This window comes from Pseudomonas sp. GW456-L12 (assembly GCF_059424045.1).
This window is the reverse complement of sequence record NZ_JBWKZA010000008.1, coordinates 210833-233856: the sequence shown is the minus strand read 5'-3', so window position 1 is coordinate 233856 and position 23024 is coordinate 210833. Positions and strand designations below refer to the sequence as shown.

Annotated in this window: 19 protein-coding genes, 1 tRNA gene and 1 pseudogene; 16 read left to right on the top strand and 5 right to left on the bottom strand. The window is 62.2% G+C overall.

Going from position 1 to position 23024, the window contains the following annotated elements; all coding sequences use genetic code 11:
• Positions 1-11 precede the first annotated feature (11 nt).
• From infB to AC07Y9_RS13370, 6 genes are all read left to right on the top strand, one after another.
• Positions 12-2525, top strand: coding sequence for a translation initiation factor IF-2 (infB, locus tag AC07Y9_RS13395; protein ID WP_007920879.1), 2514 nt, complete (start codon positions 12-14; stop codon positions 2523-2525).
• A 159-nt stretch (positions 2526-2684) separates the two neighbouring features.
• Positions 2685-3080: a 30S ribosome-binding factor RbfA gene (gene rbfA / locus AC07Y9_RS13390; protein ID WP_007920881.1), complete on the top strand. Its 396-nt coding sequence runs from the start codon at positions 2685-2687 to the stop codon at positions 3078-3080.
• A 3-nt stretch (positions 3081-3083) separates the two neighbouring features.
• Positions 3084-4001 (top strand): tRNA pseudouridine(55) synthase TruB, encoded by a 918-nt coding sequence (truB, locus tag AC07Y9_RS13385; protein ID WP_007920884.1) that lies wholly within the window; start codon positions 3084-3086, stop codon positions 3999-4001.
• A gap of 140 nt (positions 4002-4141) precedes the next feature.
• A complete protein-coding gene (gene rpsO / locus AC07Y9_RS13380; RefSeq protein WP_009042128.1) occupies positions 4142-4411 on the top strand; it encodes a 30S ribosomal protein S15 in 270 nt (89 codons plus the stop codon).
• 196 nt (positions 4412-4607) lie between these two features.
• Complete coding sequence (pnp, locus tag AC07Y9_RS13375; RefSeq protein ID WP_007920885.1) at positions 4608-6713, top strand: polyribonucleotide nucleotidyltransferase; 2106 nt, start codon at positions 4608-4610, stop codon at positions 6711-6713.
• 137 nt (positions 6714-6850) lie between these two features.
• Positions 6851-6926, top strand: a tRNA-Thr gene (locus tag AC07Y9_RS13370).
• Between the two features lie 136 nt (positions 6927-7062).
• Here the strand turns inward: AC07Y9_RS13370 and AC07Y9_RS13365 are convergent.
• Complete coding sequence (locus AC07Y9_RS13365) at positions 7063-7923, bottom strand: LysR substrate-binding domain-containing protein (RefSeq protein ID WP_087091214.1); 861 nt, start codon at positions 7921-7923, stop codon at positions 7063-7065.
• A 133-nt stretch (positions 7924-8056) separates the two neighbouring features.
• On the opposite strand from AC07Y9_RS13365, the gene AC07Y9_RS13360 reads away from it, so the two are divergent.
• The 4 genes from AC07Y9_RS13360 to AC07Y9_RS13345 all read left to right on the top strand — a co-directional run bounded on the left by AC07Y9_RS13360 (position 8057) and on the right by AC07Y9_RS13345 (position 12332).
• Entirely contained in the window at positions 8057-9106 is a 1050-nt protein-coding gene (locus tag AC07Y9_RS13360; protein ID WP_102678666.1) for an agmatine deiminase family protein, read from the top strand.
• A 4-nt stretch (positions 9107-9110) separates the two neighbouring features.
• Positions 9111-10019 carry an N-carbamoylputrescine amidase gene (gene aguB / locus AC07Y9_RS13355; protein WP_102678665.1) on the top strand — a complete coding sequence of 303 codons (909 nt, stop codon included), beginning with the start codon at positions 9111-9113 and terminating at the stop codon, positions 10017-10019.
• Positions 10020-10021: 2 nt separating this feature from the next.
• Positions 10022-11125 (top strand): extracellular solute-binding protein, encoded by a 1104-nt coding sequence (locus AC07Y9_RS13350; protein WP_102678664.1) that lies wholly within the window; start codon positions 10022-10024, stop codon positions 11123-11125.
• Positions 11126-11207: 82 nt separating this feature from the next.
• Positions 11208-12332 (top strand): agmatine deiminase family protein, encoded by a 1125-nt coding sequence (locus AC07Y9_RS13345; RefSeq protein WP_102678663.1) that lies wholly within the window; start codon positions 11208-11210, stop codon positions 12330-12332.
• Between the two features lie 107 nt (positions 12333-12439).
• Here the strand turns inward: AC07Y9_RS13345 and AC07Y9_RS13340 are convergent, their stop codons facing one another.
• Positions 12440-13219, bottom strand: a complete 780-nt coding sequence (locus AC07Y9_RS13340) for a hypothetical protein (RefSeq protein ID WP_102678662.1) — start codon at positions 13217-13219, stop codon at positions 12440-12442.
• 338 nt (positions 13220-13557) lie between these two features.
• Here AC07Y9_RS13340 and AC07Y9_RS13335 point away from each other — a divergent pair, with 338 nt between their 5' ends.
• Positions 13558-13854: a DUF6388 family protein gene (locus tag AC07Y9_RS13335; protein WP_007922267.1), complete on the top strand. Its 297-nt coding sequence runs from the start codon at positions 13558-13560 to the stop codon at positions 13852-13854.
• A gap of 66 nt (positions 13855-13920) precedes the next feature.
• On the opposite strand, the gene nadC is transcribed toward AC07Y9_RS13335, so the two are convergent.
• Complete coding sequence (gene nadC, locus AC07Y9_RS13330; RefSeq protein ID WP_087091219.1) at positions 13921-14769, bottom strand: carboxylating nicotinate-nucleotide diphosphorylase; 849 nt, start codon at positions 14767-14769, stop codon at positions 13921-13923.
• Positions 14770-15110: 341 nt separating this feature from the next.
• Here nadC and AC07Y9_RS13325 point away from each other — a divergent pair, with 341 nt between their 5' ends.
• The 5 genes and pseudogenes from AC07Y9_RS13325 to AC07Y9_RS13305 all read left to right on the top strand — a co-directional run bounded on the left by AC07Y9_RS13325 (position 15111) and on the right by AC07Y9_RS13305 (position 21004).
• Positions 15111-17315 (top strand): DUF1631 domain-containing protein, encoded by a 2205-nt coding sequence (locus tag AC07Y9_RS13325; protein ID WP_102678661.1) that lies wholly within the window; start codon positions 15111-15113, stop codon positions 17313-17315.
• Positions 17316-17377: 62 nt separating this feature from the next.
• Entirely contained in the window at positions 17378-17938 is a 561-nt protein-coding gene (gene ampD, locus AC07Y9_RS13320; protein ID WP_102678660.1) for a 1,6-anhydro-N-acetylmuramyl-L-alanine amidase AmpD, read from the top strand.
• Entirely contained in the window at positions 17935-18771 is an 837-nt protein-coding gene (gene ampE, locus AC07Y9_RS13315; RefSeq protein ID WP_102678659.1) for a regulatory signaling modulator protein AmpE, read from the top strand. The genes ampD and ampE overlap by 4 nt, the downstream gene beginning before the upstream one ends.
• Positions 18772-19006: 235 nt before the next feature.
• A pseudogene (locus tag AC07Y9_RS13310) lies at positions 19007-20098 on the top strand (methyl-accepting chemotaxis protein); the annotation flags it as partial.
• Entirely contained in the window at positions 20075-21004 is a 930-nt protein-coding gene (locus AC07Y9_RS13305; RefSeq protein WP_371858168.1) for a methyl-accepting chemotaxis protein, read from the top strand. The pseudogene AC07Y9_RS13310 and the gene AC07Y9_RS13305, both read left to right, overlap by 24 nt.
• A 1-nt stretch (position 21005) precedes the next feature.
• On the opposite strand, the gene AC07Y9_RS13300 is transcribed toward AC07Y9_RS13305, so the two are convergent.
• Together AC07Y9_RS13300 and cra are read right to left on the bottom strand one after the other, a co-directional pair.
• Entirely contained in the window at positions 21006-21794 is a 789-nt protein-coding gene (locus AC07Y9_RS13300; RefSeq protein ID WP_102678657.1) for a TatD family hydrolase, read from the bottom strand.
• Positions 21795-21796: 2 nt separating this feature from the next.
• The gene (cra, locus tag AC07Y9_RS13295) at positions 21797-22792 is read right to left on the bottom strand and encodes a catabolite repressor/activator (protein ID WP_085529812.1); all 996 of its coding nucleotides are present in this window, start codon (positions 22790-22792) and stop codon (positions 21797-21799) included.
• Positions 22793-23024: the final 232 nt, after the last annotated feature.

Genomic DNA, 23024 nt, shown 5'->3' with positions numbered 1-23024 from the left:
GAGAGAAGTGCATGACGCAAGTCACGGTGAAACAACTGGCCGATGAGGTCAAAACACCGGTAGAGCGCCTGTTGCAGCAGATGCGTGAGGCAGGTCTGCCGCACACCGCCGCCGAGGAACATGTGACCGACAGTGAGAAGCAATCGTTGCTGACTCACTTGAAGAGCAGCCACAAGGCGAAAGTGGAAGAACCGCGCAAGATCACGTTGCAGCGTAAAACCACCAGCACCCTGCGTGTGGCCGGCAGCAAAAGCATCAGCGTTGAAGTACGCAAGAAGAAAGTCTTCGTACAGCGCAGCCCGGAAGAAATCGAAGCCGAGCGCCAGCGTGAACTGGAAGAGCGTCGCGCAGTAGAAAATGCTGCACGTCAGAAGGCTGAAGAAGAAGCCAAGCGTCGCGCCGAAGAAGAAGCGCGTCGCCAGCCTGCTGCTGCGCAACCTGCTGCCGTTGAAGCGGTTGCCGCACCTGCGGTGGTTGCCGAGCCGATTGTTGAAGATGTCCCTGTTGTCGCTCCAGCGCCGGTCGCTGAAGTGCGCAAGAAGGACGAGCAGCGTCGCCCTGACAAGAGCCGTAACGACGACAATCGTCGTGGTGGCGATGGCGAGCGTAAAAACGCTCCGCATCGTGCTTCCGTCAAGGAAAAAGCTCCGGCTCCACGCGTTGCCCCACGTACCACCGACGAAGAAAGCGATGGCTTCCGTCGTGGTGGTCGCGGCAAGGCCAAGCTGAAGAAACGCAACGCTCACGGTTTCCAGAGCCCAACCGGCCCGGTCGTGCGTGAAGTGAAGATCGGCGAAACCATCACTGTTGGCGATCTCGCCCAGCAGATGTCGGTCAAGGCTGCCGAAATCATCAAGTTCATGTTCAAGCTGGGCACCCCGGCCACCATCAACCAGGTACTGGACCAGGAAACTGCCCAGCTGGTTGCTGAAGAACTGGGCCACAAAGTGACCTTGATCAGCGACACCGCCCTGGAAGACTCCCTGGCCGAGTCCCTGAAGTTCGAAGGTGAAGCGGTTCCTCGTGCGCCAGTCGTGACCGTAATGGGTCACGTTGACCACGGTAAGACCTCGCTGCTCGACTACATCCGTCGTGCCAAGGTAGCGGCTGGCGAAGCCGGCGGCATCACCCAGCACATCGGTGCGTACCACGTTGAAACCGAACGCGGCATGGTCACCTTCCTCGATACCCCGGGTCACGCCGCGTTTACCGCCATGCGTGCTCGTGGTGCCAAGGCGACCGACATCGTGATCCTGGTGGTTGCAGCGGACGACGGCGTGATGCCGCAGACCGTTGAAGCCGTTCAGCACGCTCAGGCGGCTGGCGTACCTCTGGTGGTCGCGGTGAACAAGATCGACAAGCCGGGTGCCGACCTCGATCGCATCCGTAGCGAACTGTCGGTTCATGGCGTGACTTCCGAAGACTGGGGTGGCGATACCCCATTCGTTCCGGTTTCCGCGAAGATGGGTACCGGCGTCGACGAATTGCTCGAAGCCGTACTGCTGCAGGCCGAAGTGCTCGAACTGACCGCCACTCCTTCGGCTCCTGGCCGTGGTGTCGTGGTTGAATCGCGTCTCGACAAGGGCCGTGGCCCGGTGGCGACCGTACTGGTTCAGGACGGTACCCTGCGTCAAGGCGACATGGTGCTGGTCGGCTCGAACTATGGCCGCGTGCGCGCCATGCTCGACGAGAACGGCAAGCCGATCAAGGAAGCAGGTCCGGCCATTCCGGTCGAGATCCTCGGCCTGGACGGTACCCCGGACGCTGGCGACGAGATGAGCGTGGTTGCCGACGAGAAGAAAGCCCGTGAAGTGGCTCTGTTCCGTCAAGGCAAGTTCCGCGAAGTCAAACTGGCTCGCGCTCACGCCGGCAAGCTGGAAAACATCTTCGAAAGCATGGGCCAGGAAGAGAAGAAGACGCTCAACATCGTCCTCAAATCCGACGTCCGTGGTTCGCTGGAAGCTCTGCAAGGCGCTCTGAACGGCCTGGGCAACGACGAAGTGCAAGTGCGCGTAGTCGGCGGCGGCGTCGGTGGTATCACCGAAAGCGACGCCAACCTGGCCCTAGCTTCCAACGCTGTACTGTTCGGCTTCAACGTGCGTGCCGATGCCGGCGCTCGCAAGATCGTCGAGCAGGAAGGTCTGGATATGCGTTATTACAACGTGATCTACGACATCATCGAAGACGTCAAGAAAGCCCTGACCGGTATGCTGGGCAGCGACGTTCGGGAGAACATCCTGGGTGTTGCCGAGGTTCGTGACGTGTTCCGTTCGCCGAAGTTCGGCGCGATCGCCGGTTGCATGGTGATCGAGGGTGTCGTTCACCGTAACCGTCCAATCCGTGTACTGCGTGAAGACATCGTTATCTTCGAAGGCGAGCTGGAATCCCTGCGCCGCTTCAAGGATGACGCTTCCGAAGTGCGTGCCGGCATGGAATGCGGTATCGGCGTGAAGAGCTACAACGACGTCAAAGTCGGCGACAAGATCGAAGTCTTCGAGAAGGTTCAGGTTGCTCGCAGCCTCTAACTCGCGCACTTCAAGAGCCATGATGGCCAGTTGCATGCAAATGCACGGCGCATCGTCCGGACTCTAAACGCAACGCCCGGTCTGGCTTCTGTCAGGCCGGGCGTTTGCCGCTTTCAGACCTTGCGGGTTTCACCGCGAGGCAGCAACAGGTAACAAGACATGGCAAAAGAATACAGCCGTACCCAACGTATCGGCGACCAGATGCAGCGTGAGCTCGCTCAGCTGATCCGTCGTGAAGTCAAAGATCCGCGCGTCGGCCTGGTCACCATCACCGCCGTTGAAGTCAGCCGTGACGTCGGTCACGCCAAGATCTTCATCACCGTGATGGGCCAGGACAACGCTGACGATATCGCTCAGAGTATCAAGGTGCTCAATTCGGCCGCCGGCTTCCTGCGTATGCAGCTGGCTCGCGAGATGAAGTTGCGCAGCGTTCCACAGCTGCACTTCCACTACGACGAAAGCGTCGTGCGGGGTGCGCATCTGTCGGCCCTGATCGAGCGCGCCGTGGCCGAAGACAGCCAGCACGCCGCTACACCCGAAGACGCCAAGGAGTAAGCGGTGGCTCAGGTCAAGCGTATCCGTCGTAACGTCAGCGGTATCATCCTGCTCGACAAGCCGCTGGGGTTCACCTCCAACGCGGCGCTGCAGAAAGTCCGCTGGTTGCTCAACGCCGAGAAGGCCGGGCATACCGGCAGCCTCGATCCCCTGGCCACCGGTGTGTTGCCGTTGTGCTTTGGCGAGGCGACCAAGTTCTCGCAATACCTGCTCGATTCCGACAAGGGTTACGAAACCCTGATGCAGTTGGGCAAGACCACCACCACGGCCGATGCCGAGGGTGAAGTCCTGCAGACTCGCGAAGTGACCGTTGGTCGCGCCGATATTGAAGCGGTGCTGCCGGAATTTCGTGGGCAAATCAGCCAGATACCACCGATGTACTCGGCCCTCAAGCGTGATGGCCAGCCACTTTACAAGCTGGCCCGTGCAGGCGAAGTGGTGGAGCGCGAAGCGCGTTCTGTTACTATTGCGCGCTTGGAATTACTGGCCTTTGAAGGCGATACTGCGCGGCTAGCGGTGGACTGCAGTAAGGGCACCTATATCCGCACCCTGGTGGAGGATATCGGTGAGAAGCTGGGTTGTGGTGCATACGTCGCGGAACTGCGTCGCACCCAGGCCGGCCCTTTCAGTCTGGCCCAGACCGTCACGCTGGAAGAGCTTGAAGCGGTACATGCCGAAGGCGGCAACGAAGCAGTGGATCGCTTCCTGATGCCATCGGACAGCGGCCTGCTGGATTGGCCGCTGCTGCAGTTCTCCGAGCACAGCGCGTTCTACTGGCTCAACGGCCAGCCGGTACGGGCTCCCGATGCACCGAAGTTCGGCATGGTGCGGGTACAGGATCATAACGGTCGCTTTATCGGTATCGGTGAAGTGAGCGAAGACGGGCGCATTGCGCCGCGTCGACTGATTCGGTCGGAATGACCGGAACCAGCCTGTGTAACAGCAGGCTGGAGAGGGTGGCTGTTAACAGGCACGGTCACAGCTCATTTATAGATACGGGGATTTGTCCCTGGCCTGTTGGTGGCGTTTCTCGGAGCGCTGCCTTTTGAGAGGAAAGCCAAATGGCACTCAGCGTTGAAGAAAAAGCTCAAATCGTAACCGACTACCAGCAAGCTGTTGGTGACACTGGTTCGCCAGAAGTGCAAGTTGCACTGCTGACCGCCAACATCAACAAACTGCAAGGTCACTTCAAGGCCAACGGTAAAGACCACCACTCCCGTCGTGGTCTGATCCGCATGGTTAACCAGCGTCGTAAGCTGCTGGACTACCTGAAAGGCAAAGACCTGAGCCGTTACAGCGCTCTGATCGGTCGCCTGGGTCTGCGTCGCTAATCAGCGATTGCGCTAGAGGTTGGTTGTTTGCCGTGCGTCAGTGGGTTTCCCGCAGGCGCATGGCAGGCTCCCAGCCTCAAGTTTTATCTGGACCGTAGTTTTACCTGGACAATAAAGGCCGGGCCGATTCCCGGGATTGCCCAAGAATTTCGCAAGAAACCAGTTCCCCCAAGAGCCACAAAGAAGGTAGGACACCGTGAACCCGGTAATCAAAAAATTCCAGTTCGGTCAGTCGACCGTTACCCTCGAGACTGGCCGTATCGCCCGTCAGGCCTCCGGCGCAGTATTGGTCACCGTTGACGACGACGTCAGCGTATTGGTGACCGTGGTTGGCGCCAAACAAGCCGATCCAGGCAAGGGTTTCTTCCCTCTGTCTGTTCACTACCAGGAAAAGACTTATGCTGCCGGTAAGATCCCTGGCGGTTTCTTCAAGCGTGAAGGCCGTCCTTCCGAGAAAGAAACCCTGACCTCGCGTCTGATCGACCGCCCGATCCGCCCTCTGTTCCCAGAAGGCTTCATGAACGAAGTGCAGGTTGTCTGCACCGTGGTTTCCACCAGCAAGAAGACCGATCCGGACATCGCTGCGATGATCGGTACCTCGGCTGCGCTGGCGATTTCCGGCATTCCTTTCGATGGTCCGATCGGTGCTGCCCGCGTTGCTTTCCATGAAAGCACCGGCTACCTGCTGAACCCGACTTACGAGCAGCTTCAGGCATCTAGTCTGGACATGGTCGTAGCCGGTACCGAAGAAGCGGTACTGATGGTTGAATCGGAAGCCAAAGAGCTGACCGAAGACCAGATGCTGGGCGCCGTACTGTTCGCCCACGACGAATTCCAGGCCGTTATCCAGGCCGTCAAAGAGCTGGCTGCCGAAGCCGCCAAGCCAACCTGGGACTGGGCTCCGGCTCCAGAAGCCACCGACCTGCTGGGCGCTATCCGCTCCGAGTTCGGCGAAGCGATCTCCCAGGCTTACACCATCACCGTCAAGGCCGACCGTTATGCACGCCTGGGCGAGCTGAAAGACCAGGTCGTCGCCAAGCTGTCCGGCGAAGAAGGCCAGCCTTCCGCCGGCGACGTCAAAGCCGCTTTCGGTGAAATCGAATACCGCACCGTTCGCGAAAACATCGTCAACGGCAAGCCACGTATCGACGGCCGCGACACCCGCACCGTACGTCCGCTGAACATCGAAGTCGGCGTTCTGCCGAAGACCCACGGTTCGGCCCTGTTCACCCGTGGCGAGACTCAGGCCCTGGTCGTCGCGACCCTGGGTACTGCCCGTGACGCACAGCTGCTGGACACCCTGGAAGGCGAGAAGAAAGACCCCTTCATGCTGCACTACAACTTCCCTCCGTTCTCGGTGGGCGAGTGTGGTCGCATGGGGGGCGCTGGTCGTCGTGAAATCGGTCACGGCCGTCTGGCCCGTCGTTCGGTTCAGGCCATGCTGCCAGCCGCCGACGTGTTCCCCTACACCATCCGCGTGGTATCGGAAATCACCGAGTCCAACGGTTCCAGCTCCATGGCTTCCGTGTGCGGTGCTTCCCTGGCACTGATGGATGCTGGCGTGCCGATGAAGGCACCGGTTGCCGGTATCGCCATGGGCCTGGTCAAGGAAGGCGAGAAATTCGCCGTCCTGACCGACATCCTGGGTGACGAAGACCACCTGGGCGACATGGACTTCAAGGTAGCCGGTACCGCCAAAGGCGTCACCGCGCTGCAGATGGACATCAAGATCAAGGGCATCACCGAAGAAATCATGGAGATCGCCCTGGGCCAGGCCCTGGAAGCTCGCCTGAACATCCTCGGCCAGATGAACCAGATCATTGGCCAGTCGCGTACCGAACTGTCGGCCAACGCTCCGACCATGATCGCGATGAAGATCGACACCGACAAAATCCGTGATGTCATCGGTAAAGGCGGCGCGACCATCCGTGCGATCTGCGAAGAGACCAAGGCTTCGATCGACATCGAAGACGACGGCTCGATCAAGATCTTCGGCGAAACCAAGGAAGCCGCAGAAGCTGCGCGTCAGCGCGTTCTGGGTATCACCGCGGAAGCCGAGATCGGCAAGATCTACGTTGGCAAGGTTGAGCGCATCGTCGACTTCGGCGCATTCGTCAACATCCTGCCTGGCAAGGACGGTCTGGTTCACATCTCCATGTTGAGCGATGCTCGCGTCGAGAAAGTGACCGACATCCTGAAAGAAGGTCAGGAAGTGGAAGTGCTGGTGCTGGACGTGGACAACCGCGGCCGTATCAAGCTGTCCATCAAAGACGTGGCAGCAGCCAAGGCTTCGGGCGTTTAAGACCCCTGACGCTGTAAGCTGAACAAGCAAACGCCCCGACTGGTTCGGGGCGTTTTGCTATCTGCCGTTTGTGCCTTGCTCCCTGTCGGGCGGGTGATATGGCAAAACCCCGGTCCCGGTGCTAGGTTTAGCCCAGCGCCCGTGTAGCTCAGCCGGTAGAGCAGCGCACTCGTAACGCGAAGGTCGCAGGTTCGATTCCTGTCTCGGGCACCAGTCAGCCGTTTCAAACAATCCATGAATGCCTGTCAGATACCTACAAAGCCCGCCCAGTGCGGGCTTTGTCGTTTCTGGTGTTCGTGATGTGTGCCCGGGCGATTGATGGATGTCCCGGCTCCGCCAGGAAACCTGCTCAAGCCTTGCCAAGGGCCCCGGCCAGCCAGTCGCAGAAGCTGCGGGTGAGGGCATCGCCTTCGCTGTCGCGGTGCACTAGCCAGCTCCAGTTCGGGCCGCGTACGGTCTGCTCCGCCAGCGCCACCAGCAGCCCCTGATCCCGGGCGCGACCGGCCAGCAGTTGGCTGACCAGGGCTATCCCCAAACCTTGGCTGGCGGCGTCCAGCAACAGGCCGGGGTCGGAGAAGTTCAGCCCCTGGCTGTGCTGGCCGACGTCGATGCCGCCCTGTACCTGCCAATGGCTCCAGTCCATCTCGCGCTCGCCGTGCAGGGTGGTGCGCGCGTCCGCTGCCTGTTCCAGCAAGGCGGGATGGCAGGCCGGGTACAGGCGGTCTTCCAGCAACACGCGAAAGCTGCATTCGGCCTGGGCGCTGAGGTCGTCGCGCACGGCGATGTCGATGGTCTGGGTGGCCATGTCGGGTGTTTCGTCGGTGGTCAGCAGCCACAGGTCAACCTGCGGATGAAGTCGGTGAAAGTCCGCCAGGCGCGGCACCAGCCAGTGGCGGGCAAAGGCCGGGGTGGTGTTGACCACCAGTTGATTGGGTTTGCGGTACTGGTCCAGGCGGCGGATGCCCACGGCCAGTTGTTGCAGCAGCGACTGGGTGGTGCTGAGCAGGTCGAAGCCGGCATCGGTCAAGGCCACGCTGCGGCCGTTGCGGAAGAACAGCGGCTGTTCGAGGAAACTTTCCAGGCTGCGAATCTGCTGGCTGATGGCCGACTGGGTGAGGTGCAGCTCTTCGGCGGCCTTGTGGAAGCTGCCTAGGCGGGCGGCGGCTTCGAAGCCGCGCAGGGCATTCAGGGGTGGCCAGTGTTTAAGCATGATTGATAAGCCCAGCTAATCAGAATTCGACAAAATCTATCGTTTGTTCGGTCGTTTTTACAGGCCTAGCATACAAGTCATGGCCGCGGTCGCGGCTTTCAGTGATAACAAAATCTTAACTGAAGGCACTTGTATGCAATTCAACGATGCGCAGAACGGCTGGTTCATGCCCGCCGAATGGGTACAGCACGCCGCCACCTGGATGGCTTTTCCCCATAACCAGGCCCTGTGGGAAAACAGCTGGGGCGTGACCCTGGCCGAGGTGCAGGTCGACTTTGCCCGTGTGGCCAACGCTATCGCCCGTTTCGAACCGGTGAAGATGGTGGTTGACCCCTGCGCAGTGGCGCGAGCCCGTGAGTTGTGTGGAGCGAATATCGAGCTGGTTGAGCTGGCGATCAACGACAGCTGGTGCCGCGACTCCGGCCCGAGTTTCGTCTGCCATCCGCGCCTGGGCACGGCCGGAGTCAACTGGCGCTTCAACGCCTGGGGCGGCAAGTCCGCCTGCGACCTGGACCAAAGCCTGGCGCGGCGCATCCTCGACAACCTCGGCCTGCAATGCTTCGACACATTGCTGACCAACGAAGGCGGCGCGATTCATGTGGACGGGCAGGGCACCCTGATCACCTCCGAATCGGTACTGCTCAACGACAACCGCAATCCCGGCATGAGCAAGGCCGAGATGGAGGAGATCTTCGCGCGCCTGCTGGGCGTGAAGAAAACCATCTGGCTGCCCGGCGATCCCGACTACGTGACCGGCGACATGACCGACGGCCACGTCGACGGCGTCTGCGCCTTCGCCCGGCCCGGTGTGCTGCTGGTGGACGCGACCCGGGATTCATCTTCGGTGTACGCCGAGGTCGTGCGCGAGAACCGCCGCGCCCTGGAACTGGCTACCGATGCCCAGGGACGCCGCTTCGAAATGCTCGAATTGTTCGAAGCCAGCGATGCCGTGGACCAGGAGGCCGAGGTGTTCTGCGCCTCCTACACCAATTTCTACATCGCCAATGGCGCGATCATCATGCCGGCCTACGGTATCGCAGCCGATGACGAGGCCGCGGCGACCCTGCGCCTGGCTTTCCCCGGGCGTGAGGTGGTGTCGGTACGGATCAACCAGCTGGCCCACGGCGGCGGTGGCGTGCATTGCATCACCCAGCAGCAACCGGCCTGGCCGCTGAAGGGGTAATGCCATGACTCATCTGACCGTCGCCACCACCCAGTTCGCCTGCAGCTGGAACCTGGAGGACAACCTCGACCAGGCCGAGCAACTGGTGCGGGAAGCCGCCGCCAAGGGCGCGCAATTGATCCTCCTGCAGGAGCTGTTCGCCACCCCGTACTTCTGCATCGAGCAGGACCACAAGCACCTGGCCCTGGCGCAGGAATATGGCAAAAGTGCCGTACTCCGGCGCTTCGCCGACCTCGCCCGGGAACTGGGCGTGGTGTTGCCGCTGAGCTGGTTCGAGCGTGCCGGCAATGCCTTCTTCAATTCGCTGGCGGTGGCCGATGCCGACGGCCGCCTGCTTGGCGTCTACCGCAAGACCCACATCCCCAACGCCATCGGCTACCAGGAGAAGGAGTACTTCAGCCCCGGCGATACCGGCTTCCGTGTCTGGGACACCGCTTTCGGCCGCATAGGCGTGGGCATCTGCTGGGACCAGTGGTTCCCCGAGACCGCCCGCTGCCTGGCCTTGATGGGCGCCGAGGTGCTGCTCTATCCCACGGCCATCGGCTCCGAGCCGGGCGCCGCCGGGCTGGACTCGCGCGACCACTGGCAACTGACCCAGCGTGGCCACGCGGCCGCCAACATCCTGCCGGTGATAGCGGCCAACCGTGTCGGGCAAGAGACGGCAACCACCGATCCGCAGTTGCGGATGAGTTTCTACGGCTCGTCCTTCATCACTGATCACAAGGGCAAGCTGCTGGCCGAGGCAGACCTTGACACTACGGGCGTGCTGGTACAGCGGCTGGATCTTGCGGCCATGGCCGAGGAACGCCTGAGCTGGGGCATCTACCGGGATCGCCGCCCGGAAATGTACGGCCCGCTGCTGGGCCTGGACGGTTGCCGAACCCATGAACACTGGTCGCGCCAGGGAGCCTGAAGATGAATCTCATCAAGAAACTGTCGATGTTGGCATTGGGCCTTGGCCTGGGTTGTTCGCAGTTCGCCGTCCAGGCCGAGGACAAGGTCCTGCGCCTGTACAACTGGGCGGACTACTTCGCCCCGCAGACCCTGGCTGCCTTCACTCACGAGACCGGTATCCAGGTCATCTACGACGTGATGGACAGCAGCGAGACGCTGGAAGCCAAAATGATGTCCGGCCACAGTGGTTATGACCTGATCTTTCCCGGCGACACCGTGGCCGAACGCCTGATGCGCGCCAGTGCCCTGCAGAAGCTCGACCAGGGCAAGCTCGAGCACCTGGATGACATCGAGCCCGGCTTGCGCACGTTGCAGGCCCGGTATCCACACTCGCGGAATGCCACCGTGCCCTACACCTGGGGCACCATCGGCCTGACCTGGAACCAGGCGATGATCGACAAGCGTCTGAATAATGCGCCAGTGAACAGCCTGGATATGATCTTCAAGCCCGAGGTCGCGGCGAAGTTCGCCGATTGCGGCATCTCCATGATCGACTCGCCCGACGAAGTGCTGGCCGTGGTGCTCAACTACCTGGGCCGCGACCCGCGCAGCAGCAAGCCGGACGAACTGGCCGAGGCGCTGGCGTTGCTCAAGGGCATCAAGCCGTACATCCGCAAGTTCCAGTCGCAGCCGGTGACCCAGCTGGTCAATGGCGACATCTGCCTGTCCCTCGGCTACAGCGGCGACATGACCCAGGCCCAGCGTACCGCCGACGAGGCCGGCAAGGGGACGCGCTTCCAATACCGTATTCCGCGGGAGGGCACCACGGTGTGGATGGATACCATGGCCATCCCGGCCGATGCCCGCCACCCGGAATACGCCTATGCGCTGATCAATTTCATCATGCGCCCGCAAAACATGGCGGCGATCAGCAACGCCACCGGCTATCCCACCTCCAGCGCCAAGGCCAGGCCGATGGTGGCGGCTGACATGCGCAATAATCCGGATATCTATGTGGACGAGGCCACCTATGGGCGGCTGATCCCCGGCAAGGACATTGCGCAGCGCGACATGCGGGCGCGAATGCGCGCCTGGACCACCTTCAAGACCGGCCTTCACGACTGAAGCCAGCAACCGCCAGAGCAGGGCGGGCACCCGGCAGCCGGGTGGCCACGCCCTTCGGGATTCACTCAACAGAGAACACCTCATGTCTACCCGTCGTGACTTCATCAAGCAGCTGATGGCGGCCAGCGGAGTCGGTGCCGCCGCCTCCCTTGGCCTCGGCTTCGGCGCCCCGCGCATTGCCGCCGCCCCGGCCGGCAACTGGTACATGCCCGACGAGCACGGCCCGCAGGAGCGGGTGATCCTGGCCTTCGGCGCGTCGTCCCGGGTCTGGGAGGACTGGGCGGGCGCGGTGAACGACACCATCGCCCTGCTGGCCAGGACCATCGCCAAGTATCAACCGGTGACCGTGCTGTGTCGCACCAACCAGCTGTCATTGGCCAAGAGCAAGTGTGGCACCAGCAATATCGACTTCCTGACCTTGTCGCTGGACGACGTCTGGGTGCGCGACTACGGCGGCTGCTTCGTGGTCGACGGCGCGGGCGGCCTGGGCCTGGTGGATTTCAACTTCAACGGCTGGGGCGACAAGCAGACCTCGGCCAACGACACCCGCGTGGCCGATACCCTGAGCGAGGAGATGGAGGCCGACTACGTTCGTAGCGCGCTAGTGGGCGAGGGCGGCGGCATCGAGGTGGACGGGCATGGCACCGCGATCATCACCGAGAGCTGCTGGATCAACGACAACCGCAACCCGGGGCTGGGCAAGGCGCAGATCGAAGCCGAGCTGAAGGCCAACCTCGGCCTGCGCAAGATCATCTGGTTGCCGGGTATCAAGGACAAGGACATCACCGATGCCCATGTCGATTTTTATGCGCGCTTCGTCAAGCCCGGCGTGGTCATCGCCAACCTGGACAATGACCCCGGGTCCTATGACTACGCCGTGACGCGCAGGCACCTGGAAATCCTCAATGCCGCTACCGACGCCGATGGCCGCAAGCTGGTGGTCCACACCCTGCCGCCGCCGACCAGGATGCGCAGTAACCTGTATACCCGCGACAACCCGGATTTCGCGCCGGGTTACATCAACTTCCTGCCGATCAACGGCGCGGTGATCGCTCCGCAGTTTGGTGACGCGGCGGCGGACCAGTACTGCAAGGACCTGCTGGCCAGGCTTTATCCGGGGCGGGTGGTGGAACAGGTCAATATCGACCCGATCGCCGCGGGTGGCGGCGGCATTCATTGCGTGAGCAAGCATCTGCCACGGGTGTGAGGTGGCTTTGGGGGGGGGCGTAAGACCTGGGGAGCGGATCTGACTCGATCCTTCATGCACAACAAAGCCCGCATCGAGCGGGCTTTGTCGTGTTTACTGGCTTTGAATCACTTCACCTTGCTTCTCAGGTCCTCGAGGCTGCGTTTGAGTTGGTCCAGGTTCTGGCCCTGATTGCTGACCTCGCTCTTGAGGCTGGACAGCTCGCTGGAGCTCGAACTGGAGCTTGAGCTGCTGCCACGCTTGAGGTCATCGATCTGACTCGCCAGCTTATCCAGGGTGCCGGCCTGACTACTGACCGTGCTCTTGAGGCTGGACAGCTCGCTGGAGCTCGAACTGGAGCTTGAGCTGTTGCCACGCTTGAGCTCCTCGATCTGCTTGCCGAGCTTGTCCAGTTCACTGGCCTGGTCGCTGGTAACGCGCTTGAGGCTGTTCACTTCACTGGTGCTCGAACTGGAGCTTGTGCCGCTGTTGCGCTTGAACTCTTCAAGCTGGGTTTCCAGCTTTTTCAGCTGGTTGGCTTGCTCGCCGGTGGTTTTCTTGAGGTTGCTCACTTCACTGGCAGTGGAGCTGGAGCTGCTGCCGGTGTTGCGTTTGAGCTCTTCGATCAGGCGCGCTTGGCTGTTGACGACGTCCTTGAGCTTTTCCAGTTCGGCGCTGCTGCTCTTGAGGCCGTCCTGCAGCTTTTGCAGGTCGTCCACGGTGAAGCCGCTGGGGCGGACGGTGTACTTGAGGTCTACTTCCTGGTGCAGGGCCGAGATCCTGTCCGAGTACGAGGCGCTGCTGGAGTTGAATTCGACGGCCTGGGCGGAGAGTGACAGGCTGCTGAGGATCAGGGTGGAGAGGCTGGTGGCGAGGAAGGCGGACGAACGCTGAGTGCGGCTGAACATCACTGGGTTTCCTTGTGAAGCGCCGATATGGCACATCGCTATGACTGCATCCTTGCCTTCTTGTTCCAGGGGCAAGAAGGCGGCTCGGGGAGAGGAATGTAACAACGTATTTTTCGTGAAAGTGCCTTGAGCGAACGGACAGGTTTTTTGTCGGTGCGCTGTAAGGATTCGTATGCATCCGCAGACAAAGGTCCTATATTCGCAGCCTGTCTGAATGGTTTTCAGATGATCCCGAATGGTTCACGGCCAGATAAATCGGCTTTCACAGCGCTTTTTTGCGGCAAAGAGATCCCAACGATCCAGATCCATCTTCCATTCCCATGATCAGAGAGAACGAGATGATTCCTAAAGAAGCCAGAATTGACGTAGCCCTTGAAAAGTACCTGGCTGCCACGCCTTCCTTGCAGGAAGAAATCAGCGCCCTGAGCCCGCAGGAGCAGAAGCAGCAGGCCCAGTGGGCGTTCGAGGACGAAGCGGAGTCGCGCGGCATCGAGCCGTGGGAGCTTGTGCTGGAGTTGGTGGCCGAGTCGCCCGAGGAGCTCAAGGCCATGCGCCTGGAGGTCCATCAGGAGGTGGCCGAGGCCCTGGGCATGGACCTTCAGGACTACCTGGAACTCAACGAAATCGACGACTGATGCAAAAACGCCAGCCTTTCAGGGGCTGGCGTTTTTCTTTGAGGGTATCGCGCAGGCTTTTGAAAATCAGAGGCTCAAGCGCATCGACAGGTCGACCGCCTTCACATCCTTGGTCATCGCCCCGATCGAAATGTAATCGACGCCGGTCTCGGCGATCGGGCGCAAGGTGCTTTCATTGATCCCGCCGCTGGCTTCCAGCTTGGCCTTGCCGGCATTCAGGCGAACCGCTTCACGCATATCGTCCAGGCTCAACTCGTCGAGCATGATGATGTCCGCGCCCGCCGCCAGGGCTTCCTTGAGTTCTTCCAGGCTTTCCACTTCGACTTCCACCGGCTTGCCCGGGGCGATCCTGTGGGCGGCGCTGATCGCCTGGGCGATACCGCCGCACGCGGCAATATGGTTTTCCTTGATCAGGAAGGCGTCGTACAGGCCGATGCGGTGGTTGTGGCAGCCACCGCAGGTCACCGCGTACTTCTGCGCCAGGCGCAGCCCCGGCAGGGTCTTGCGGGTATCCAGCAACTTGACCTGGGTATCGGCGACGAAGTCGGCGTAATACTGCGCGCGGGTGGCCACGCCGGACAGCAGCTGCAGGAAGTTCAGGGCGCAGCGTTCGCCGCTGAGCAGCGAACGGGCCGGACCTTCGAGGTGGAACAGGGCCTGGTTGGGGCTGACGCGCTCGCCGTCACGCACCTGCCAGTGCACGGCGACCCGCGGGTCGAGCTGGCGGAACACCGCGTCGACCCAGGCCGTGCCACTGATGATCGCCGCTTCGCGGGTAATGATGGTGGCTTTGGCCAGGCGTTCGGCCGGGATCAGTTGCGCGGTGATATCGCCGCTACCGATGTCTTCCAGCAACGCACGGCGCACGTTGGCTTCGATTTCGGCGGTCAGGTCGGCGAGGCGTAGATTCGGCATAGCAGGCTCCACAAACAAAGTGGCCCGATTATAGGGCCATGGCGCAAGCGAACCCAAGGCGGCGCCCCTCCAGTACCTGCATTTGGTCGCCTGGCCTGAGCCGTTTGCGAGAAAGGGCGGTCGCTATATGAGCACTATTTCAAAGCCCGCGCAGAGTCTGCTGGCACAAGAAGGGGCTTTTGCCAGATAATCCGACTTCTAATTGACGTCATAGCTTTGACGTTTGCTTGGCTCCCCAATATTTGAACTGCAGCGGTGCGTATCGATGCCCGCTGGGACTCGACTGTGAGCGTCGACCGACCTTTTATTGCGCGGCAGAGAAAACCTTTCAGGAGGCTTGGATGCACAACGACGGGAATGTAGTGCCTTTGCACAAGGTGGCTACGGATCAGGCGAACCCTTCGCCGCTCGCCCGCCTGCCTGTGATTCTGCTTCAGGTCCGTGACAAGGCCGCCCAGCAACTGCGCCATGGCCTGCAGGAACTGTTCGATAACGCCGACGACACCTTGTTCGAGATGGCCGACCGGGCCCAGAACAATGTCGACCAGAACACCTTTTTCGAAGCCATGCGCGACCTGCGCCTGAAACGCAAAAGCATCGAGCGCGGCTTCCTGGAAAAACTCTTCGAGGCCTTTGTCGGCCTGGTCCAGTACGACCCTGCGCCGGCGATCGCCCAGGCCGTCGCCTACGTCCCACCCGCTGACACCTGCCAGGATGACCTGGAGCGCACCGTGGCCCTCGAGGCGATGGTCGCCAAGGCCGGCAACCGTGACGGCTTTGCCCTTGGCCAGCTCACCGCGCGCCTGAGCGCGCTGCTGGGCAAGCGCCTGGATGACCGCAGCAACCCCTTGGGCCCGGCCATGCTCTGCGAGTATTTCCTCGAGTCTGGGCGCAGCCTGGGGGTGGAGATCAAGGTCAAGCTGATCATTCTCAAGCTGTTCGAACGTTATGTGCTCAGCGAAGCCGACCAGCTGTACGCCGAAGCCAATCAGCTGTTGGCCGCCACGGGCGTGTTGCCGGAGCTCAAGCCCGCGCCGGCGCGCCGGTCTATCGATCAGGCGGCCGCAAGTATCCAGGCCACGCCGGAGCCCGGCGAGGCGCAGATGGACGAAAGCGTTCAGCAAGTGTTCGCCGCCTTGCAGGAGCTGCTGTCGCATGTCCGCGGCAGCGTGGTGCCGACCCTCGAGGCGAGCGCCGAAACCCAGCCCATTTCCACCCGTGACCTGCTGCGCCTGCTGTCTCACCTGCAGCACTACGTGCCGGCGGGCACCCAGGACGATTTCGACCTGCGCAACCACTTGGAACAGCTGCTGACCCGGGTCAGCGTGAAAAGCGGCAAGTCGCGGGTGGTCGGGGTGGCCGACGAGGACGTGATCAACCTGGTGGCCATGCTCTTCGAATTCATCCTGGCCGATCGCAACCTGCCGGAATCCTTGAAGACCCTGATCGGTCGCTTGCAGATCCCCATGCTCAAGGTCGCGGTGCTGGACAAGAGTTTCTTCAGCCGCAGCAGCCATCCCGCGCGCCGCCTGCTCAATGAAATTGCCGCGGCGGCCATGGGCTGGGGTAGTTGCGACGATTATCAGCGCGACAGCCTGTACCTGCGTATCGAGCAGGTGGTGCAGCGGCTGTTGAGTGACTTCGTCGACGACCCGGCGATCTTTTCCGAGCTGCTCGCCGAGTTTCTCGCCTTCACCAGTGACGAGCGGCGCCGCAGCGAGCTGCTGGAGCAGCGCACCCGTGACGCCGAAGAGGGCCGGGCCAAGGCCGAACTGGCGCGCCGTCGCGTCGAGCAGGCGTTGAACGAAGGGTTGCTGGGCAAGGTCCTGCCGCTGACAGTCGTAGAGTTCGTGCAACAGGCCTGGAGCAAGGTCTTGCTGTTGACCTGTCTCAAGCACGGCGAGCAGTCCAGCGAATGGCGCCAGGGGCTGCAGACCATGGAGCAACTGATCTGGAGCGTGCAGCGCCACACCGATCCGGATGCCGCCATGCAGTTGCTGGCACTGGTGCCCGACCTGCTCAAGGCGCTGCGCGACGGCTTGAACAGCGCGGCGTTCGATCCGTTCGCCACCAGCGAATTCTTCAGCCAGCTGGAAGCCTTGCACCTGCAGGCGTTCGAGCACTTTGCTCAGAACGCCGGGCAGCATCGGCCGGGCGTGGCGGACGAGCAGCCGGCGATGGTCGCGGTCGAGGAGCACATCATCCTGCCCTGTGCCGAAGAGGGCCCGCTGGAGGCCGCGCCCCTGGCGCTGGCGGCCAACGATCCCGGGTTGCTGCGGGTCGAACAGCTGCGGCTGGGGGCCTGGGTCGAATTCCTCGAGGACGAGGACAACAGCGTGCGCTGCAAGCTGACGGCCATCGTTCAACCCGGCGACAAGTACATCTTCGTCAACCGCACCGGCATGAAGGTCCTGGAGCGCACCCGGGTCGGCCTGGCCCTGGAGTTTCAGCGCGGGGCCGTGCGAGAGCTGGACGACACCTTGCTGTTCGACCGGGCGCTGGAATCGGTGATCGGCAGTTTGCAGCGACTCAATCGCGGCAAGTGATCGCAACCTGGGCGTGGAACGCGGCATACTGAGCCGTCACAGGCTTCGTTGAAGGAATCGGTATGCAGTTGGACCCCGCAAGCGGCTGGTGTCACGGCGTTCGCCATTGCCCGTCACCCAATTTCAACGCACGCCCCGCGGATGAAATTTCCCTGCTGGTGATCCACAACATCAGCCTGCCGCCGGCCCAGTTCGCGACGGGCAAAGTGCAGGAATTCTTCCAGAACCGTCTTGATGTCACAGAGCACCCCTATTTTGCCGGGATCGCCGACCTGCGCGTGTCCGCGCATTTTTTGATCGAACGTGACGGAACCGTGACTCAGTTTGTCTCCTGTCTGGACCGTGCCTGGCACGCCGGTGTGTCGTGGTTCGACGGGCGCGAAAGCTGCAATGATTTTTCCCTGGGGATCGAACTGGAAGGCACCGACGAGCTGCCGTTCACCGATGCCCAGTACAACGCGCTGATTGCCTTGACCCGGCAGTTGCGGCAGGCCTTCAAGGCCATCACCCCACAGAGGATTTGTGGGCACAGCGATATCGCTCCGGGGCGCAAAACCGATCCGGGGCCCGGATTCGACTGGGTACGCTATCGCGCGGCCCTGAACGAAGGGGAAGGACAATGAGTTTTCTGGTGTTGTTGCTGGCGGTCTGGATCGAGAAGTTCTCGGCCTTGCGCCAGCGCGTTCAGCATGACGAGCCGTGGTTGCGCCAACTGCTTGGGCAGGAGGCCAGCCTGCGTCTGGCCAAGCGTCCCTGGTGGGTGCTGGCGCTGCTGGTGCTGCTGCCGGCAGTGCTGCTGGGGTTGCTGTTGCTGGTACTGGAGCCGCTGGCCTACGGCCTGCTGGCGTTGCCGGTGCATCTGCTGGTGGTGATCTACAGCCTGGGGCGGGGCGACCTGCTGGGCGAACTCGGACCGTTTCGCGATGCCTGGCGCCGCGAGGACCTGCAAGCCGCGGCGCATGTCGCCAAGCGTGACCTGGATATCTGCGCCGACAGTGGCGAGCAGTTGCTCGAGCAGGTTCAGGGGCACCTGTTGTGGCAGGCCTACCAGAGCTTTTTCGCAGTGATCTTCTGGTACTTCCTGCTGGGCCCGGTGGCCGCATTGAGCTATCGCCTGCTGGCGCTGGCCGCCGAGCACAGCAAGAACCCGGCGGTCGCCGAGCGCGCCGGGCAGCTGCGGCATGCCTTCGACTGGTTGCCGGTACGCCTGCTGGCGGCCAGCTTCGCCCTGGTGGGTAACTTCGTCGCGGTCAGCCGCGTGATGCTCCACGAACTGCTGAACTGGAACATCAGCGCCGCGCAGCTGGTGGAAAAGGTCGGCCTGGTCGCCGCGGAAATCCCCGCGCCGATCACCGGGCCGGACGGCATTCTCAGCCTGGACCGGATCTGGGAACTGTTGCTGCGGGCCGCGGTGCTCTGGTACGCCGGTTTCGCCCTGTGGACCGTGCTGCCCTGACGACGAGCAGCGAGTGAGCGCTGGCGAGCCCCGGTCTCGCCAGCGCAACTGAAGCCTTCCATCCGTCCGCCGTCCCCGCGGTTAACCTTAAGTTACAAACCCTTTTGCCGATTTGAGCTATACAGAAGCAGCGCCAAATAGTGGCTATCTGCCGTCTTCGCGTACCTGCCAATAAAAATAAAAGCAAAAAGGGAGACTTCTTGTGAAGAGCTTGCTCTATCCCGCCATTGCCCTGATGAACCGCCTGAGCTTCGGCATGAAGTTCAGCCTGATCAGCGTGCTGTTTTTCCTGCCGATGCTGGTCACCAACTTTTATCTGGTGCGCGATTCCTACCGTGAATTCCAGGGCACCCAGGTCGAGCTGCAAAGCCTGGACCTGCTGGGCAGCAGCCTGACCTTGCGCCGCGACCTGGAAACCCTGAACAACATGGTGCAGATCAACGCGACCCTGGGGCAGTCCGGCAAGGCCGGGGATATCGAGAGCAAGATAGGCACCCTGGAAAAGTCCGTGCTTGAGCGCTTGCAGGGCTTGGCTGCGGTCACCGTGGACCCCGAGCAGATCGGCGTGTTCGACGGCAAGCGCGATGAAATGATCGCCGCCTTCAAGGCGCAGCAAGCGGAAAGCTCGCTGCAAAGCAAAAGTGCGCTGATCGGCAAGCTCTTGGGCAGTGCGCAGATTTTCAGCCAGATCATCGCCAGCCAGTCCGGCCTGAGCCGCGATACCCAGAGCGATGTGCGGCAGTTGAGTGAACTGCTGACCAGCGTCACGCCGCAGGTCACGCAGGTCCTTGGCGAAGGGCGGGCGATGGGCGCGTATTCCCTGGGCCAGGGCTTTCTCAACTCATCCGCCAGCACCCGTTTCGACGAGTTGCTGGTGCAGATCGAAAAGCTCCAGGCCGAATACGGCCTGAAACTGCAGGATGCGCTGGGATCGAGCAAGGCCGCCCAGGGCGCGCTGGACGCCCAGGCCAGCGCCAGTAAAGGCAGCCTCAAGCAAGCCAGCGAGCTGTTCGAAGAGCAGGTGGTGATGGCCGATACCCTGGATGCGCCCTGGCAGGGTTTTTACGACCAGGTCAGCGGGCTGATGGCGCAGACCTACCAGCTCAACGAGGCGACCCTGAAGTTCCTCGGCGAGGAACTGCAACAACGGCTGGGGCAGAACCGCACGCACATGGTGCTGCTGGTGGTGGCGCTGGCGGCGGTGTTCCTGCTGATCTTCTATCTCTACGGCGCGTTCTATGTCTCGACCCGCACCACCCTCAAGCGCCTGGGCGCGATGATGGACAAGGTGGCGGCCGGCGACATGACCGTCACCTTCGATGCCCAGAGCCGCGATGAACTGGGGGAACTGGGCACTGTGTTCAACGGCACCGTGGCGAAGATCCACGACCTGATCGAGTTGGTGGGCAAGACCGTCGGCGAAGTCGAGCACCAGGCCGGGCAGGTGGAAGCCGTGTCGGCCCAGAGCAACCAGGCGGTGGCCGGGCAGCGCAGCCAGATCGAGCAGGTGGCGACGGCGATGAACCAGATGTCCGCCACTTCCCAGGAAGTCGCGCGCAGCGCCGCGGCCGCGGTCAGCAGCGCCCACAGCGTCAACGACGAGACCATCAGCGGGCGCGGGCTGGTGGAATCCCAGCAAGGCAGCATTGCCCAGTTGGCCAGCGAGATCGACCAGTCGGTGTTGGTGATCAATCAACTGGCCAGCGACAGCCAGGCCATCAGCCGGGTGCTGGAGGTGATCAAGAGCATCGCCGAGCAGACCAACCTGCTGGCCCTCAACGCCGCCATCGAAGCGGCCCGCGCTGGCGAGCAAGGCCGCGGCTTTGCAGTGGTGGCCGACGAAGTGCGGACCCTGGCCAAGCGCACCCAGCAATCGACCGAGGAAATCGAGCAGATGATCGTCAAGCTCCACGGCGGCGTGGGGGCTGCGGTCAAGGCCATGGGCATCAGCCACCAGATGGCCAATGGCACGGTCGGGCAGTCGGAAAAGGTCCAGCAGGCGCTGGAGAACATCCTCGGGGCGGTGGGCATGATCGTCGACCAGAACCAGCAGATCGCCGCGGCGGTGGAGCAGCAGACCGCGGTGGCCCACGACATCGATCAGAACATCGTCGAGATCAACCGCGCCGGCGAGCGCACCGCCGAAGGCGCGTACCAGACTGAAAACGCCAGCCGCCAGTTGTCCGCGCAGGTGGTGCAGTTGAGGCAGTTGATCAGCGCGTTCCGGGTCTGATTCAGGCGCTGTGGGGCCAGCCGAACAGCGCGCAAGCGTTGGCGGTACTGGCCGCCGCCAGTTGTTCGGGGCTGATGGCCATGATTTCGGCCAGGGCCGCGCAGATCTCCGGCAGGTGCTGCGGGCTGTTGCGCTGGCCGGGGTACATGGCCGGCGCCATGTCCGGCGAGTCGGTTTCCAGCACCACCGCGTCCAGCGGCAAGTCGGCGATGACCTTGCGCAGGCGCAGAGCCTGTGGCCAGGTTGCGGCGCCCCCCAGGCCCAGTTTGAACCCCAGCTTGAGGTACTCGCGGGCTTCCTCGCGGCTGCCGGCGAAGGCGTGGATGATGCCGGCGCGCTTGAGCTTGAAGCGCTTGAGGGTGGCAATCACCGCGGCATGGCTGCGTCGTACGTGGAGCAGGGCCGGTAGCTGGAAGTCCGCGGCCAGTTGCAGTTGTGCTTCGAACAGTTGCTGCTGGCGCTGGCGATCCAGTTGCTCGAGAAAATAATCCAGGCCGATCTCGCCCACCGCGCACAGCTGCGGGTGGCCCGCCAGGCGGGTCAGCCAGTCGCCCAGCTCAATCAGGTCGGCTGGGCTGTGCTCGTCGAGATAAACCGGGTGCAGGCCGAAGGCGGCGTGCAGGTTGGCATCGCTCTGCACCAGCTCCCAGAGCCGCTGCCAATTGCGCTGATAAACCCCCAGCACCACCATTCGCCGCACGCCGAGGGCGCGGCTGGCCGCCAGCAGCGCCTGACGATCCGCATCGAAATCCGGAAAATCCAGATGGGTGTGGCTGTCGATCAGTTCCACGTTCAAGCCTCGTGAATGCGCTGCTTGAAGGTTCGGGCGATGGCGTTCACGCCGGGTTGGTAATGGGCTTCTTCAATGGCGGCCAGGGCCAGTTGCAGGGCCTTGTCGGCAATCAGCTGGTGCTGCTGGGCCATGGCATTGACCGGCAGCGGCAAAAAGTCCAGCAGTTGGGTATCGCCGAAGGTGCCCAGGCGCAGCGGCCGCGACTTGAGCGGGAAATCGTGCAGCGCGTCGAACACCCCTTGCAGCAACACATAGGAGGTGGTCACCAGGGCATCCGGCAGATGGCCCAGGCGCTCCAGCAGCGCTACCATCAACTGGCGCCCGCAGTCGCGGCTGAAGGCTTCGCCCTGTTCGATCAGCACCTGGCCGTCGAAACCTTCCAGCGCCTGTTTGAAGCCGGCGGTGCGTTCGCGGCTGATGCCCAGCTCGGGGCGGGCGCCGATCAGGGCGATCTGCCGCGGCTGGGGCTGCAGCAGGCTGCGGGTCAATTGCAGGCTGGCTTGCTGGTCGTCGCTGATCACCGAGCAGAAAAACTCCGGCTCCATCACCCGGTCGATGGCGATGATCGGCAGGCCCTGGGCCTGCAACAGGCGATAGGTGTCATCCTCCGGCGGCAGGCAACTGGCGACGAACAGCGCATCGCAGCGGCGCGCGCGGAACAGTTGCAGCAACTGCCGCTCGCTGTCCGGGGCATCGTCGGAGCTGGCGATCAGCAGCTGGTAGCCACGGGCGCGGGCACCTTGCTCGAGCAACTTGGCAATGCGCGCGTAACTGGGGTTTTCCAGGTCCGGCAGGATGAAACCCAGGGTCCGGGTCCGCCGGCTGCGTAGCCCGGCGGCTTGAGGGTTGGGCGTGAAGCCATGCTCCTCGACCACCGCCCGGACCCGTTCGACGGTCGCGTTGCTGATGCGTTGCTGTTCGGCCTTGCCGTTGATGACGTAGCTGGCGGTGGTGACGGACACACCGGCCAGTCTGGCGATATCGCTGAGTTTCAACCCGGGTTTTCCTTGTTTTCTGGAGCTTGCCCCGACATTTTCGCCAATCCTAACCGATATGGGCAGGCGACCAATGTCGGAACGTGCAGCCGACAGGTAGGACTTCAAGGATGATTGATTATCGAGTAACGTGCCCGTCATTGTAGATTAAACGTTTCAGCACGCGTATTTTCTAGGAATATGAGCAAACGGAAACAGGGCCTTGCCAAGCCGACGGTCCCGTTTGTGGCAT